The following is a 14,454-nucleotide window of genomic DNA, read 5'->3' as shown; positions in this document are numbered from 1 at the left end:
TCACATGAATACACGGTAATGGAGGGAGAACATATTGAATCAAACAGGGGAAGATAAAGGCTTGCAAGTAATTCCGCGGCAGGCATTAGGACAATTGAAGCCTTATACGGCAGGAAAGCCCATCTGGGAAGTACAGCAGCAATACGGATTGGATCGGGTCATCAAATTGGCTTCCAATGAAAACTCACTCGGTCCATCGCCCAAAGCATTGCAAGCCATTCAGGAACAGCTGCCTGATCTGCATCGTTATCCCGACGAACGCTCTTCGGGTCTCGCTCAAACGCTTGGCGAGCACTTGGGATTGCCAGCGAATCAATTCATTGTGACGAACGGCGGCGATGAGCTGATCATGCTGATTTCTCGGGCATACCTTGAACCGGGCGACGAGATCGTGGTCCCTGATCCGACATTCAGCGAATATGAATTTGGTGCTTTTCTTATGTCCGGTACGGTTATCAAGGTACCCCTGCGTGAGCAATATGCCTTCTCAGCGGAAGATATACTATCGGTGATTACCGAACGAACTAAAATCGTGTACCTGTGTACCCCTAATAATCCAACAGGCACCTATATTCCCGAGCTTGAAATGAAAAGGCTTCTGGACCGTCTTCCTGCTCGCGTGCTGGTTGTGATCGATACGGCCTATCGTCATTACGCAACAGCGACTGATTACTCGGACGGGATTGACTTCATCAAGTTGGGATATCCGGTCATCACCCTGAATACCTTCTCCAAAATCTACGGTCTTGCGGGTATTCGAATCGGCTACGGAGCTGCTTCGGAAGGCATCATCCGCACACTGCTTCAGGTTAAAGAGCCGTTTAATGTCAATGCGCTGGCACAAGCGGCAGCATCGGCAGCGCTCGGAGATGAGGAGCACGTCCAGGCATCATGCCGGATGAATGAACAAGGCAGGCTGCAAATCTATGAGGGGCTGCGTCGTTTATCGATTCCTTGCAACGAGAGCATGAGCAATTTTATTCTGGCAGAGCTTGGAGAACAGGCGGAGATCCTATATCATAAACTGCTGGAGCGGGGGATCATTGTCCGCTACGCCAAAGGTTGGGGACTGCCCGAGCATATTCGGATTTCGGTAGGAACCGCGGAAGAAAATCAAGCACTGCTTGATGCTTTGGATGAAATCCTAGGGCATACCACGTAACCTATGGTAAGTATGAAGCGTTAAAAGAGATGCTGCTATCCGTCAGAGATCCCGATAAGAGCGCAGAAGATCGCAGGTTGAATGCCCATGCTTTTTTGATGACCCATATAGGCACAGATGACCACGATGCCAGCAAGGAGCCCCAACATCCCATAGATGGCGGATAAAATGATCAGCAGGTATTTGAACACGCGAACAGTTACAGCGTTCTGAAACCCCACTAACGGCTGCTTGGCCAAGTATAATACCGCGAACCATCGTAATCGTGGGTCCCACGCTTTTTGGAAGTCGAATACTCAAGAATGAGCTCTAGAACGATGAGGAGCAGCAGCGTTTCGACAAAGGCGGGATAAGGTACGTCCTGTCGGCTGTTAGCAATCGACAAGGCCAGCTGAAGCCGCAGTACTTCAGGGTTAACGGACACTAAGGCCACACATAACCCTGGAATAATCGTTGCGATCAAGACGCCCACAATTCGCAAAAGACGGATAAGGTACATGCAATCGAATTTCAATATTGAAATAATCAGCATTCGCTTTGAAATACTGAGCAAGGCTTTCTTTGAGATCCATATATTTACTCCCCCGCGCACATATATTAGATATCATTTCCATTGCAGCTATTGATTTATGCATAAAAGCTTAATTGATGTCACACTTGGAGTGCCTTATTTGTCTACATTATGAAATAGACGAAAAAGGAGAGATATACGATGGAGAACATGCTCATCATCAACGCACATCCGAGGGTGGAGTCAGCAACATCGGTCAGCCTGCAGGTGCTTCAGCATTTTTTGGAGGCGTACACGAAATGGAACCCAGCAGGAGTTATAGAACAAATCGATTTATACCGTGATTCTATACCTGTCATAGATCATATGATTCTAGAGCTACGGAGCAAACAGGGAAGAGGGGAGCTGCTTAGCGAAGAGGAGCAGCAGCTAACGGTCCGCACGTCCGCCATTCTACAGCAATTTAAGGCGGCACGGAAATATGTCATCGTCTTGCCGATGCACAATTTCAACGTTCCTTCGAAGCTTAAGGATTATATCGATAACATCCTCATTGCACGAGAGACATTCCAATATACGGAGAAGGGTTCGGAAGGTTTACTAACCGATGGCCGCAGTCTGCTGGTCATTCAGGCGAGTGACGCCATTTATACAAATAACGATTGGTATACCGAGGTGGAATATTCACATAAATACCTTAAATCCATGTTTAACTTTATGGGGGTTATGGATTATCAGATCATCCGGGCACAAGGAAATGCATTTTTCGATAGGGATCAAGTTCTGGCACAGGCTTATAAGGAAGCCGAAGAAGCTGCGAAACGTCTTGCAGGTAAGAAGGTTGAGACATCAGTATGAAAGGCAAGATAGAGTCCCGTTCTGTATATCAATAAAACAAGGCTGCCAACCCGGCAGCCTTTCCTTCGCTCATTCATAGTGGCCCTGCTCCTTCAAATAGGTGAGCAGTAACGCCATGTTTTTGCGAATCTCATCAGGGCTCAGATGACCGTAACCCAAAAGCAGCTTGTTTACATGCATGCCCTTCTGAATACTGTGATACTCCACTGGCGTAATGCGTATTCTGTTTAACCGGCTTTTTTCTCTGAACGACTCATCAAAATGAATTCCGGGAAACTCAACGGCAAGATGCAGGCCGGCCGCATCTCCCCAGGGGTGCCAGGCCTCCCCGAAACACGCTTCGAGTGATGATAGAAGCACCTCCCTACGTTCACCATATAACCTTCGCATTTTCCTAATATGTCTGTCGAATTTTCGAGTATGTAAAAACTCAGCCAGTGCTGCTTGCTCAAACGGCGGATTCTGGACATCCGTATAAGTGCGGAGAAAACGCCAGCGTTGCTGAAGCTTAGGTGGAAGTATCGCATAACCGATTCGAAGAGCAGGAAAGAGTACTTTACTAAAAGTACCGATATAGATTACCCGCTCCGAGTCCAAGGCATATAACGGCGATACCGGATCACCATAATACCGGAATTCGCTGTCATAATCATCCTCGATAATATAGCTTTGGTTCTCCCGTGCGAAACGGATTAACGCGGCACGTCGGTCAGCGGGCAGGATTCCGCCTAGAGGAAATTGATGCGAAGGCGTGATATAGACGGGTGAAGATGGTTTTCCTTTCAGCTTGTCTGGCTGTATTCCATGTTCATCCACTGAAATAGGCTGGACGATGTAGCCTTTATTAATAAATGTCTGCAGCATCTCGATGTTGCAGGGGTCTTCAACCATAATTTCCATTCCATCCTCATACAACAAGTCAGCAATGACGTGCAGTGCATGGGTAGCTCCTGCCGTTATAAAGACGTCTTCAGGATCTACGGAGAGCCCTTTGCTCCTGTAAAGCCATGAAACGATTTCCATGCGCAGTCGCGGCAATCCTTGGGGACCGGTATAACCTAGCAAATCAGGAGGCATCTCGCTTAATGTTTTCTGGGAGATCTGCTGCCACAGATACCGTGGAAATTGTCTTAATTCCGGCTGGCCCGTCCGGAAATCAACTAAAAAAGAAAGGGGGGGCTCAACCCGCTTCGGCTGTTCTTCGACTGGCGGGTCATCTAGAAACAAACCTTCGGCAATCCGGGTCGGTGCTCCCTGGCGGCTCACGACAAAGCCTTCGACGAGCAGCATCTCAATAGCTTCATTTATGGTGTTTCGTGAAACATGCAGCACATTTGCCAAAACACGAGTAGATGGCAGTGCTTCGCCTGCCTTGAGTTTCCCGTTAATAATCTGGTCCCGGACGGCAAGATAAATCTGGCGTTTCAGCGGAATTTCGCTGCTCCGCTGCAGTTCAATTCCCCACATTAGGGCATGACCTCCAACTGGTCTGTATAAATTCTAGTTTAACTGGCTCTTTATCCGTACCAGTTCACACTCTATGATTGTAGCATAATTCAATGTCTATTAGTCCTAGGATGGTTGGGGGATGTGATTGTTTGGAGCGTTGGAAAGGGATGTTGTATCTGTTGGGTGCATTTTCACTTGCGGGCACCTCGGTTATTACCGGTTGGTTTTTGAACGAAAGATTAGGGGTTTTCACCATTACTGCAGTCAGCTTGTTCTTTGCGCTTCTGTGTTTGCTGCCTCTGTGTCTGAGGAATCTGATGAAGACGGTCCGTCGTTTATCGATAAGAGAGTGGAGGATTCTATTCTTCCAGGCATTATTTGGAATGTTTCTGTTTCGGATGTTTTTACTGTACGGCCTACAACATACAAGTTCTGCTGAAGCCGGAATCTTAACGGGTGCCACGCCTGCCTTTACCGTTATTCTGGCCGGCATGCTGCTGAAAGAATCGATGAACCGCACCAAGCTCGTGGGTGTTCTAAGCACGGTGGGAGGAGTTATCGTGATCCAGGGGTTATTTTCATCGGATGTTTCATTTTCCATTCATCATGTATGGGGTAACGCGCTAGTCCTCTGCGCAGCAGCGAGTGAATCTTACTTTAACATCCTGTCTCGGATCAGTTCAGTCAAGCAAAACAAGACATACGATGAGAGTATGCATCCTATAGTCCAAACGACATTGGTCTCTGCACTGGCCCTCATGCTCTGCCTGGTTCCTTCATGGTTTGAGAACCCCGCAGCTTCATTATCAGCGATCGGGCTTAAGGAGTGGCTGGCCCTGGTTTGGTATGGACCTATTGTAACGGCCCTGGCTTTTATTTGCTGGTATGCCGGCATCAAGCGGTGCCAGGCATCAACGGCCGCAGCTTTTTCGGGGATGATGCCGTTTACCGCTTTAATGCTCTCGGTCATCCTATTAAAGGAATCGGCAGGCTGGGAGCAGTGGTGCGGGGGACTCCTGGTCATTCTAGGTATGGTTCTGATTGGGAGAAATCAAGCACAAACCGGTAAATTGTCCATGCAGCCTGTCACTGACCATGGAATGATTTCTGGAGTTTCGAAATGAACGAATGGATACAGATGGATGGAAACGTAGAACGGATAAAATTGGGTAATAAATGATAAGCGGGATAACATGAAGGAGAAGGAGAGTGATACGGATGGAGAAATTACTAGTTAAGCTTCTGGTGCATGACGTTATGATTACGGCAATCCTAGTCGGTCTATCGAATGCTGCGTTTGCATCAGCGGTTATTGCTGCTTTGGGTATCGGCATTGTTGCTTATCTGGTGGGTGATCTTTTAATTTTGCCAAGGACGAATAACATGATGGCTACCATTGGAGATGTGGGACTGGTGGCTCCTTCGGGACCATGAGCCTGTTCAAAAACAACGGGCTTGAGTTTCGGCAACGCCAATCTGTGATTAACAAATTTAAACAATGAAAAAACACTCTGACCTCATCGGAGATCGGAGTGTTTTTGTGTTTTAGGCTATTTTTCTTCAGGTCTCTTGATTTGAAGAGGAGGGGGAATGAGCCAGCCTTTTTCCTTATTCATCTGGAGGATCCGCACACCCAGCGCCGTCTTGGTGAGATGATATTTAGCGAATAAAGCTCCTATATCCTCCCGGATGGACATCCCCATGGTTTTACTGCATGATACGAGTCCGAGTGAAGTATCAGCAGCGATTTTGGCGGCAATTTCAGGATCCGTGAATCTTGCACCTACTGGAATATCCTCCAGTTTGGCCGGGGGTCTTTCGGGAAGTCCCGGTGCAGGGGCGATTCCGTTATCTGTAAGCAGTTCATCACATTCTTTAATCTCAAGTTTTGCTTGATCCAGCAGATCTTTTAGCATTTTTTTGAGATCTTTATCGCCTGCGTGACTCATATAAGCTTCGTAGCAGGAAACCATGCCTTTTGCCATCATGGACGTTTCCCATACACTGAAGATTTCACCATAATGCATAGGCTCATTTTTAGGATTGCCGCTTAGAATTCCCAAGTTGTTCTCTCCTTTTGTGTTTAATACAAACAGAGTCATTATGTGCAGGAGAGTATCTTTTAATTCTTTCGAAGCAGGTATAGGCAATTTCGAGGAAATCATTGTCTGAAGGTGCGGATGCATGGGAAATGGGACATTAACGCAAACTGGATTCGTGACAATATTGAGGAAGCGGGAGGAAGTTGAATGTATTTTTACAAAGAGGATCTGATCAATCTGATCGTTCCGGATAAACCCGATCCAGCAGCTGCAAAAGTGCTGCAGGAAACGCTAGGCGGCCGATTCGGCGAAATGCGGACGTTGATGCAGTTCTTTTTCCAAAGCAATAATTTCAGAGGGAACGCAACTCAATACCGTGACTTGATCCGCGGCGTTTTCTTGGAGGAGATAAGCCATGTCGAGTTGGTTCAACATACAATCAACCAGCTGCTGACCGGCGCGGGCGCAGAAGGGGCAGGTAATGCCGGAACGGATGGCGCGCCGCTGAATGAAGCGATTAAGCATGCGAATCCGCATCATTTTATTATGGGAGCGCAGAGTTCATTGCCAGTTGATGCCGCAGGAAACCCATGGCAGGGAAATTACGTGTACGATCACGGGAATTTGGTTAGTAATTTACTCGATAATGTCGTGCTTGAATCTACGGGAGTGCTTCAAAAAACACGGATCTATGAGATGAGCACAAACAAAACCTTCCGCGAGACGCTAGCTTTCCTGATTGTGCGGGATAATGCGCATCAAAATGCATTTGCCAAAGCGCTGGAGACGCTGGGCGTTGAATGGGGTAAAATATTCCCTGTTCCGAATTATGACATCCATAAATATCCGGAATGTCAAAAATACGTAGATATGGGCTTCCATAACGCACAGTTCAACTTCAGGCTGGATGATACTCGAATCGGCGAAATCTTTAGCGGTCAAACCCCAAGCAGAAATGGCGGGGAGCTACAAGTGGTTCAACCTCCAGAGGGGTTCCCTTTACCTGTGATGCCTGAGCTGGCTAACGAGCACGCGCCTGGTTTGTATGATTTAAATCAGTAATTCATCTGATTGGGTATGCAGGTTATTGAACCAAAAGAGGCGGTCATCGGGCTGCTTCTTTTGGTTTTTTCATTTGTTTCTGTTGAATTTAAAGATAAGTATAGTAAGATAGAACACAATCCGAAAGATTGAGATATCTCTGAAGATCATATAGAGTGAAAAGGACGGGGGAGGATGGCTTATGAAAAAAGTGCTTTTGTTGTTGGCGGATGGATTTGAAGCTGTGGAAGCGAGTGTATTTACGGATGTACTGGGGTGGAACAATCTGGAGGGAGACGGGACAACCCAGGTAGTGACCGCGGGACTGCATGACAGATTGAAATGCACGTGGAATTTTACCGTCATTCCTGAGGTCACGCTGGACTCGGTGAAGGTGGAGGATTACGATGCTCTGGCGATTCCTGGCGGGTTCGAGGAAGCTGGCTTTTATAACGATGGATACGACTCCAGGTTCTCCAAGATCATTCGGGAATTTCATGAGCAGGGCAAGTGGATTGCCACGATCTGCGTTGCAGCTCTTACGCTTGGCAAAGCCGGCGTGCTGGAGGGACGAAAAGCCACGACGTATGATCACCCGACCAGCATCAGAAAATCGCAGCTGCGGGAATTCGGTGCCCACGTCGTGGAAGAACAGATCGTTGTTGATGGGAACCTGATTACTTCATGTAACCCGGCAACGGGTTTTGATGTGGCATTCACTTTACTGGAAAAACTGACATCCTTGGAAAATACCCTGCATGTGAAAGAGCTTATGGGATTTACAAGGAAAGCATGATCAAAGACTAAATGGATTTTAAGCAGTGAGCCTGTCCGAAAGAAGACAGAGCTTGCTGCTTTTTTTTGTGATTACGGCGTACCGCGGTTTATATAAAAAATAATTATAATCATACAGCCTATATGTAAGCGTTTATGGAGGATGATACCCTTGAGTGCAAGGAGGGATATAATTTGCGTTTATTTCCTGTCTCCTACTCGCTTCTATCCAAGCAAGCGGTAGGGTTACATATCCAACATCATTATGAGATCGGTAGCGTTGTGAAAATCATTAGATCCCTCAGCGAAAATGATCTTGCCGCTGTCCCGTTTTTTGTTGCCATTCGGCAGCTTTGGCTCTTTGGTCTATGTTTTCAAGATTCGGAGTTTGCAGGCATGGCCGATTTTGATGAAGGTTTTAGAGATAGCAAAATGCAGTATTTCAAGAGTTTGGGTTACGTCTAGAACGGAGGAGAACATATGAAAGTTACCGTGGAGTTAACCGATTCTTCCACCAAATTTATCATTAATAATATATATCCGCTGTATTTGCATGATTTATCAGGGATATGGGGATGGAAGCCGAATCGATATGGCATCTATGAGGATGATGACACAAGAACCTTGAATGACCAGAATCAAGTTTTTGATATATGGTGGGAAAAGCCAACGATTTTGTTTCCTTACCTGATCCGAGTGGATGGCATCCCGGCAGGATTTGCTCTGGTAGCAACCCCGCCATACACATATGGCAGTGAATTTTACATGAATGAGTTTTTTGTTATGAAACCCTTCCGAGGCAAACATGTTGCGGAGAATGCTGCATCACAAGTGTTCGACAAGCATTCCGGCAGCTGGGAAGTCCAGACGAATGCCACGGATCGCAATAAACGGGCGCAGGCATTCTGGAGAAAGACGATGAACAACTATGTTTCGGACTCACGCGTGCAGGAATTTGTGGCTGTGAGGGACGACAATGAAAAGCTGATCTTTCAGTTCGACTCATCGCTTGCATCATTGAAGTAAAGATTGAGGGAAAGCCCAACCGGTCGATTGCGATCGGTTGGGCTTTTTGTTACCTTATCAGGCATTCTTCAGCTTTTAAACTTTTATTTTGCCATTGATGTAGCGGAATGGAGAGTTAAGCCGTCTAAAGGGTATGGAGGTGGTCAACAGATGGCAAGGCCGGCCGGCCCTAACGACAAATCAAGATTTCCGTCTGAGCCCTCCCTGGCGCTGGAGCAATTCATGAACGAGTATGGCACCTCCATACTGCGTACAGCCTACTTCTACCTGGGGGATCGACATTTAGCGGAGGACGTTAGCCAGGAGGTGTTCCTGCGGGCTTTTCGCCATTGGACATCATTCCGGGGGGAGAGCAGTGTGAAGACGTGGCTGACGAAGATTGCAATTAATGCATGCCGGGATAAACTGGGGTTAAAGATGACACAAGAGCAACCGACGGATCCGCTGCTGCTGGAAAGCTCCGTACTCCGCAGTGTGGAGGAGGAAGCCATGGAGCGCCTAGATCAAACAACCATTCTTAAATATATTGCCAAACTGCCGGTTCATTATCATGAGGTTATTTACTTGTATTACTATCTTGACCTGGGAACTCGTGAAATCGCGGAAGCTACCGGAGCACCGGAAGGGACCGTTCGCGGGAGGCTTCACCGGGCAAGAGAGCTTCTTGGCGAATACCTGATAAAGGAGGGACTCGCACAATGACATCCCAGGACGACCAACTTCGGGACCTTATAAAAAACGAAGCGGATGACCTCTTGTTTGGAAACCTTCACTTCGATACGAATATGCAAGTGAAGGTGAAGCAGCTTGCAGAGCGAGAACGAAAGCAGTTGGAGAATCAGGAGCGAAGAACGAGAAAAAGATGGTATCCATGGTTCGCCGGAACAGCAGTCGCTGCTGCGCTCATCGGATTATTCCTCATTTTCGCTGAGCCTAACTTCCTTAAATCTCCGGAATCGCCTACTGTAGTACTGGAGCCCCCTGTGGTCCTAAACGATCCTGGTCCTGATGCCCCGATCGAGAATCCACCGGGTATTTCGAATAACGAACCGCGAATTCTCGGCAGCTATGATGAGGCAGAGCAAGCCTTTGGTGATAAGCTTCGTATTCCGTCCTATCTTCCGGAAGGCTTCTCCCTTTATCAAATTTCGGTAACAGGTCCGAAAGAAGAGGCAGCTACAGAAGCGGTATTCAGTTACACAGCAGGCGACCGCTCATTCGGTTTGTTTGTAAACAAAGATGACAAAGTGAATATGCCCCAGCATTTCGATGAAAAAGTGGACTTGAACGGTGTCGAAGGCTATTTAATCAGAGGCGAGCCAATTCAAGACAACGGAGGGATGGTTCCTAATGTTCAGCTCCATTGGTACACAGATCATATTCACTTTATGATCTCAGGTCTTGTGAGCCAAGAGGAAGCTCTTCAAATTGCCCGGTCCATGGAACCGGTTATGAATCCAGATCCATAATCGATCATACAGAAAAATCAGGAGGTAAAGAGATATGAAAAAGGTAAATGTGAAGCATTGGGGCAAGATACTGCTGTTGGGGAGCGCTTTGCTCGTATTTGGGGCTGGTTCTGCCTTAGCTGCGCCGGATAGCGCGGTATCATCATCCTGGCACTTGGCTTCCGCAGCGGAAGATCGTCTGACTAACAAACAAGCGGAGATTGACGAATATGTTGCCGGTGCAGGTCAAGAAGAGCTTTCCGCACAGGGTTTTACTGTGACTCACACGGGTGTGGTCGGTGATAAGGTTGAGGTTGGCATTACACCATACAATGAACAGCATGCAGAATTCCTTTATGCGAAGTTTGGACGTGATATCGTTCAGGTGGTGGAAGGAGAGCAAGCGATTCTCTATGGAGCGAATGCGGCTGAAGCCGATGTGGTTGCAGCGGAAGAAGCGGGTACGAATCCATGGATCTGGGTCGGCGCGGCGGTTGTCATGATTGCGGGTGGACTGCTTATCGCCGGAAAAAAACGGTTTCCACGGAGTTAAGAAATTGCACCACCGTTGAACCGTTCAAAACCGTATGAAGCAATAGATGAACTCACTGAACCCAGGTCCCCGATCTTATGATCGAGAATCTGGGTTTTCATATGGGAACTGTTGTTTATGCTGCATGGATGATAGACTCACTCTTATTGTGGTTATCCTTTACGGTGCAACTGGATTAAAGTATTCTGACCCGCAGCAAGTTGCCAAGTGTCTTGGTCCTTGAGCATCACATAGATTGCCAGGCTTCCTTGTCCGTCTTCGATGAGTTCCCCCTTCGATGTAGCCGGATGCTGTCGTATATGCGCGATGGCCACATCCTGGCGTAAGAATACAAGTTTTTCAACGAAATACTTTGCGTAAGAATGAAGAAGCGGTCCCTTTAAAACAACTTTATGAGCGTTATTTATTTGATCCCAGCCTGAGAGCATCTCCCCCATAACATTGACCCAAGTGGAGTCTTGGGTAAAGTGACGGTCCAAGGCATCGGCGTCATGTTGATTAAATGCCGATTCCATATCGGCAATCGTTTGTCTAATGATGCGTCCTTCCTGCTCCTCTAGCACCTTGCGATTTTCCTGGATGTTGGACATTGCGAATAACCTCCTTTTTTTTGTACTGCATTTTGGGTCGAGATCTCTTCACCCATCAATTGATTTCTGTGATTTCATCTTAGATGATAAGATATATAATTAAAAATATATTTTATGGCAGGAGCATATGCCCTCAGGTATATAAGCGAGATGTGGGATCATCCAGACGTTCGAAGACCTCGTTACTGATAAAAGAAAAGATCGACATTACATTAAAACAATTCATACTTGAGGTATGAGTTGTTTTTTTATATATGTTACAGATGTCCCTTTTTGGGCAGAAGAGGTGTTATACAAACGTAAATTAGATTTACGCGGAGGTGCGTCTTCGAATTGGATTCGATAGAGGAGTGCGTGAGGCGCGTTAAGGCCGGTGAGGTCGATTGTTTCGAGCCTATCGTTGAAACGTACAAAAAACAGATCTACATATATTGCTGCCGGATGCTCGGCTGCAAGCAGGACGCGCAGGATGCCGTCCAGGATATCTTCATCAAAACGTTCACCAAGCTTCATACCTATGAAGCGAAGGTATCGTTCTCATCATGGTTATACAAGATTGCCTATCATCATTGTCTTAATCTGCTTCGCAAGAGACAAGTTCGCATGCGAGTGAACCGACTCATCAAACCGGCAGGTTATGCTGATAGCGTGGAACAGACGCTGGAGCGCAGGTGGTTCAGCGAACCGCTGGAATATGCCATGACTAAGCTCTCGGTGGAGGAGCGGAATCTGCTCGTGCTGCGGGTGTTCGAAGATAAACCATTCACGGAGATTGCACAGATTCTGGATAAGAATCTCAGTGCAGTGAAGAAAAAGTATGCTCGGATGAAACAGAAAGTCATCAAGCTGATTCAGGAGAAGGGGGGTACGGAGTTATGCGAGATTCGGGACAATCGGACCAAGATCGAATTCTGAGAGGCATGGAACTGCACTCCGTGGAAGAAGAGGTGGACGTGACCCCCGCCATCATGCACAAGGTGCGTCAAATTCACCAGAAGAAACAAGGAAGAAATGCCGGCAATCGTAAGAAAACGTTGATTATTGCGATGCTTACTGCGATTTTGATTCTTTCGTCAATTAGCGCTTATGCAAGCCAATACCTGATTCAGATCAAGAACAAGGAAGGCGAAGTTATTCTGTCTACCATAAAGCCATGGAAATACTCCGAGTCGGAATATAACGCCAAACGTAAAAAAGAGACGGAAGAAGAGCTGAGCAAGAGGTTAAAGCCCGGAGAACAGGCTGTATATTATATCAAGGATCAGCATCTGACTTCATCAACCAGAAAATATCCACTGAACTATTTTTATATGGCGACAAAGCATCCGAATTATCAAGAACTGGCAAAAGAAATTGAGGAGAAGGATGCGCCCCTACTTCGAAAACCTGATTATGTACCCGAAGGGTATCGATTTGATTTTGGACGGATTCAAATTAGAAACGAACCCGTGTGGGGAACACCGGGGTACGAAAGTCTTCTAAATGAACTTAAAGAGCAGGCGGAGAAGTCGGATGAAGAACAGGGACTGTACTATAAAATTGTTCCTTGGTTCAAGATTGCCTCTACAGGAATGGAATATCGTAAAGGCGATAATCGGATCAGGATTTTAGCTTTTGCACGAGAGAAGGGCCCAAAAGCTGGAGTGCTCACAAATCAAGCCGTAAAACTGACGGTAAATGGGAAAGAAATGATTTTTTCTGCCGATCAGACAAATGAAACGCGCAGCTTGACTTGGTTAAGCGACAGTGAAGAGGTGCTATATATAATTACGGATGATCCAAAGGATCCGCTATCCAAGGATGAGTTTGCGAAGATTGCAGCCGGTCTTGTTTCGGAATAAACGCTTTTTCACTATTTTTTACAAAATGTCCCTTTTGTTGTCGGCAAGGTGTTATATGAGATGTATTTCAACACTATTTTAATAGGCCTTACCGCCGAAAGGAGCATGAATTGTACCATGATGAAAAACAAGATGAAGGTCGCTTTATTTCTCGCAGCAACGATGATGATCGGTTCCGCGAATGTTTATGCAGCAAGCACTGCAAGTACGTCTGTTCCGCAGACGAAAGCAGCGGCTTCTACTGCCAAACCGGAGAAGACATCCGTTTCGTATGATGATCGAATCAAGGAGCTCAGTAACAAACTTAAAGCAGGGCAGATGGTTGCGTATTATGTTGCGGACCAGGAATATAACCGGTTAGATGACATTTACTTTACGTCTATAGGCTTTGTTCATACCAAGTATGCGGACTATGTGGCGAAGGCAAAGGCATTGAACGCTCCTACGCTTACCAAGCCTGTTGACTTGCCGAAGAGTTATTCATTCCAGAACGCGATTTTATACTTAAAGAGTCCTGAAAGAACGTCTAGCTTGTACGCAGAAATTGAGCAGGAATTAAAAGCGAAGGCAGCAAACGGCGAGAAATTCGTATATTCCGACATCATGAAGTCGAATGAAGCGTCCGCGGCGATTCTGAATTTTGATAAAGGAAAAGTAAAGCTTCAAGTCGTTGCGAGTTATATTGTCCCTGAACAGCCAATGGGCGGAACGCCTGTGCCGCAGAAGAAACCGAACGAGAAGAAGGAAACCATCGTCATTAACGGAGTGGAATGTGTCTACACAGCTGACTCCAAGGGAAGGGATCACCTGGATTGGGTGGATGAAGAGCAGCAGATCCGGTACAGCATTTGGGCGGAGAGCGCCAAATCGGATGTGCTGAACTATGCGAAGAAAATGATTGCGAAATAAGTTATTACCCTAAAGAATCCATATTCATTTTGACTCAACGCCAGTCTGTTTTTATTTTATTTCTCTATAGTCTAAGCTCTTTGAAATATCGAGCATAGGATGTTGTGTTCGGCAAAGTAAAGGAGGTTAGAACAATGGGTGAAGTTGGTGGATATGGCGGAGGATATGGTTCCGTTGGAGCAGTACTGGTACTCTTCATTCTCTTGGTCATCATCGTTTCTGCATTCGGATTTGGATTTGGAGTTTAATA

General features: G+C 46.6%; 19 protein-coding genes. 15 read left to right on the top strand and 4 right to left on the bottom strand.

What is annotated here, in order from left to right; genetic code table 11:
• Nucleotides 1-34: 34 nt before the first annotated feature.
• On the top strand, nucleotides 35-1,162 hold the full coding sequence (gene hisC / locus AK95_RS32560) for a histidinol-phosphate transaminase (RefSeq protein WP_083397790.1): 1,128 nt from the start codon (nucleotides 35-37) through the stop codon (nucleotides 1,160-1,162).
• A 220-nt stretch (nucleotides 1,163-1,382) separates the two neighbouring features.
• Here hisC and AK95_RS35050 read toward each other — a convergent pair whose 3' ends face one another.
• On the bottom strand, nucleotides 1,383-1,694 hold the full coding sequence (locus AK95_RS35050; RefSeq protein WP_071224215.1) for a spore germination protein: 312 nt from the start codon (nucleotides 1,692-1,694) through the stop codon (nucleotides 1,383-1,385).
• A gap of 180 nt (nucleotides 1,695-1,874) precedes the next feature.
• On the opposite strand from AK95_RS35050, the gene AK95_RS32545 reads away from it, so the two are divergent.
• Nucleotides 1,875-2,531, top strand: a complete 657-nt coding sequence (locus tag AK95_RS32545; protein ID WP_071224213.1) for an FMN-dependent NADH-azoreductase — start codon at nucleotides 1,875-1,877, stop codon at nucleotides 2,529-2,531.
• A 69-nt stretch (nucleotides 2,532-2,600) separates the two neighbouring features.
• Here AK95_RS32545 and pdxR read toward each other — a convergent pair whose 3' ends face one another.
• Complete coding sequence (gene pdxR / locus AK95_RS32540) at nucleotides 2,601-3,998, bottom strand: MocR-like pyridoxine biosynthesis transcription factor PdxR (protein ID WP_071224211.1); 1,398 nt, start codon at nucleotides 3,996-3,998, stop codon at nucleotides 2,601-2,603.
• Between the two features lie 131 nt (nucleotides 3,999-4,129).
• Between pdxR and AK95_RS32535 the strand changes: the two genes are divergently transcribed.
• Together AK95_RS32535 and AK95_RS32530 are read left to right on the top strand one after the other, a co-directional pair.
• Nucleotides 4,130-5,104, top strand: coding sequence for a DMT family transporter (locus tag AK95_RS32535; RefSeq protein WP_071224209.1), 975 nt, complete (start codon nucleotides 4,130-4,132; stop codon nucleotides 5,102-5,104).
• Between the two features lie 94 nt (nucleotides 5,105-5,198).
• Nucleotides 5,199-5,414: a DUF2512 family protein gene (locus AK95_RS32530; RefSeq protein ID WP_083397789.1), complete on the top strand. Its 216-nt coding sequence runs from the start codon at nucleotides 5,199-5,201 to the stop codon at nucleotides 5,412-5,414.
• A gap of 116 nt (nucleotides 5,415-5,530) precedes the next feature.
• Here AK95_RS32530 and AK95_RS32525 read toward each other — a convergent pair whose 3' ends face one another.
• A complete protein-coding gene (locus tag AK95_RS32525; protein WP_071224207.1) occupies nucleotides 5,531-6,043 on the bottom strand; it encodes a DUF3231 family protein in 513 nt (170 codons plus the stop codon).
• Between the two features lie 186 nt (nucleotides 6,044-6,229).
• On the opposite strand from AK95_RS32525, the gene AK95_RS32520 reads away from it, so the two are divergent.
• The 7 genes from AK95_RS32520 to AK95_RS32490 all read left to right on the top strand — a co-directional run bounded on the left by AK95_RS32520 (nucleotide 6,230) and on the right by AK95_RS32490 (nucleotide 10,864).
• The gene (locus tag AK95_RS32520) at nucleotides 6,230-7,084 is read left to right on the top strand and encodes a manganese catalase family protein (RefSeq protein WP_071224205.1); all 855 of its coding nucleotides are present in this window, start codon (nucleotides 6,230-6,232) and stop codon (nucleotides 7,082-7,084) included.
• Between the two features lie 181 nt (nucleotides 7,085-7,265).
• Nucleotides 7,266-7,859, top strand: a complete 594-nt coding sequence (locus AK95_RS32515) for a DJ-1/PfpI family protein (RefSeq protein ID WP_071224203.1) — start codon at nucleotides 7,266-7,268, stop codon at nucleotides 7,857-7,859.
• Between the two features lie 173 nt (nucleotides 7,860-8,032).
• Nucleotides 8,033-8,302, top strand: coding sequence for a hypothetical protein (locus AK95_RS35045; protein ID WP_071224200.1), 270 nt, complete (start codon nucleotides 8,033-8,035; stop codon nucleotides 8,300-8,302).
• A gap of 15 nt (nucleotides 8,303-8,317) precedes the next feature.
• Nucleotides 8,318-8,863 carry a GNAT family N-acetyltransferase gene (locus AK95_RS32505; RefSeq protein ID WP_071224198.1) on the top strand — a complete coding sequence of 182 codons (546 nt, stop codon included), beginning with the start codon at nucleotides 8,318-8,320 and terminating at the stop codon, nucleotides 8,861-8,863.
• Between the two features lie 150 nt (nucleotides 8,864-9,013).
• Nucleotides 9,014-9,565, top strand: coding sequence for a sigma-70 family RNA polymerase sigma factor (locus AK95_RS32500; protein WP_071224195.1), 552 nt, complete (start codon nucleotides 9,014-9,016; stop codon nucleotides 9,563-9,565).
• A complete protein-coding gene (locus tag AK95_RS32495; protein WP_071224192.1) occupies nucleotides 9,562-10,332 on the top strand; it encodes a DUF4367 domain-containing protein in 771 nt (256 codons plus the stop codon). Before AK95_RS32500 ends, AK95_RS32495 begins: the two co-directional genes overlap by 4 nt.
• A 34-nt stretch (nucleotides 10,333-10,366) precedes the next feature.
• Entirely contained in the window at nucleotides 10,367-10,864 is a 498-nt protein-coding gene (locus tag AK95_RS32490; protein WP_071224189.1) for a hypothetical protein, read from the top strand.
• 152 nt (nucleotides 10,865-11,016) lie between these two features.
• On the opposite strand, the gene AK95_RS32485 is transcribed toward AK95_RS32490, so the two are convergent.
• A complete protein-coding gene (locus AK95_RS32485; protein WP_071224186.1) occupies nucleotides 11,017-11,454 on the bottom strand; it encodes an SgcJ/EcaC family oxidoreductase in 438 nt (145 codons plus the stop codon).
• A 354-nt stretch (nucleotides 11,455-11,808) separates the two neighbouring features.
• Here AK95_RS32485 and AK95_RS32480 point away from each other — a divergent pair, with 354 nt between their 5' ends.
• The 4 genes from AK95_RS32480 (at nucleotide 11,809) to AK95_RS34670 (ending at nucleotide 14,452) form a co-directional block, all read left to right on the top strand.
• Nucleotides 11,809-12,369: an RNA polymerase sigma factor gene (locus AK95_RS32480; protein WP_235613275.1), complete on the top strand. Its 561-nt coding sequence runs from the start codon at nucleotides 11,809-11,811 to the stop codon at nucleotides 12,367-12,369.
• Nucleotides 12,330-13,295 (top strand): hypothetical protein, encoded by a 966-nt coding sequence (locus AK95_RS32475; protein WP_235613274.1) that lies wholly within the window; start codon nucleotides 12,330-12,332, stop codon nucleotides 13,293-13,295. The genes AK95_RS32480 and AK95_RS32475 overlap by 40 nt, the downstream gene beginning before the upstream one ends.
• A 117-nt stretch (nucleotides 13,296-13,412) precedes the next feature.
• Entirely contained in the window at nucleotides 13,413-14,204 is a 792-nt protein-coding gene (locus AK95_RS32470; RefSeq protein ID WP_071224180.1) for a hypothetical protein, read from the top strand.
• A 134-nt stretch (nucleotides 14,205-14,338) separates the two neighbouring features.
• Nucleotides 14,339-14,452, top strand: coding sequence for a sporulation protein YjcZ (locus AK95_RS34670; RefSeq protein WP_194542276.1), 114 nt, complete (start codon nucleotides 14,339-14,341; stop codon nucleotides 14,450-14,452).
• Nucleotides 14,453-14,454: the final 2 nt, after the last annotated feature.

Origin of the sequence: Paenibacillus sp. LC231, from assembly GCF_001860525.1 — a bacterium.
In the GTDB taxonomy this organism is placed as follows: domain Bacteria; phylum Bacillota; class Bacilli; order Paenibacillales; family Paenibacillaceae; genus Paenibacillus_AQ.
This window is presented reverse-complemented; position numbering and strand designations above follow the sequence as displayed.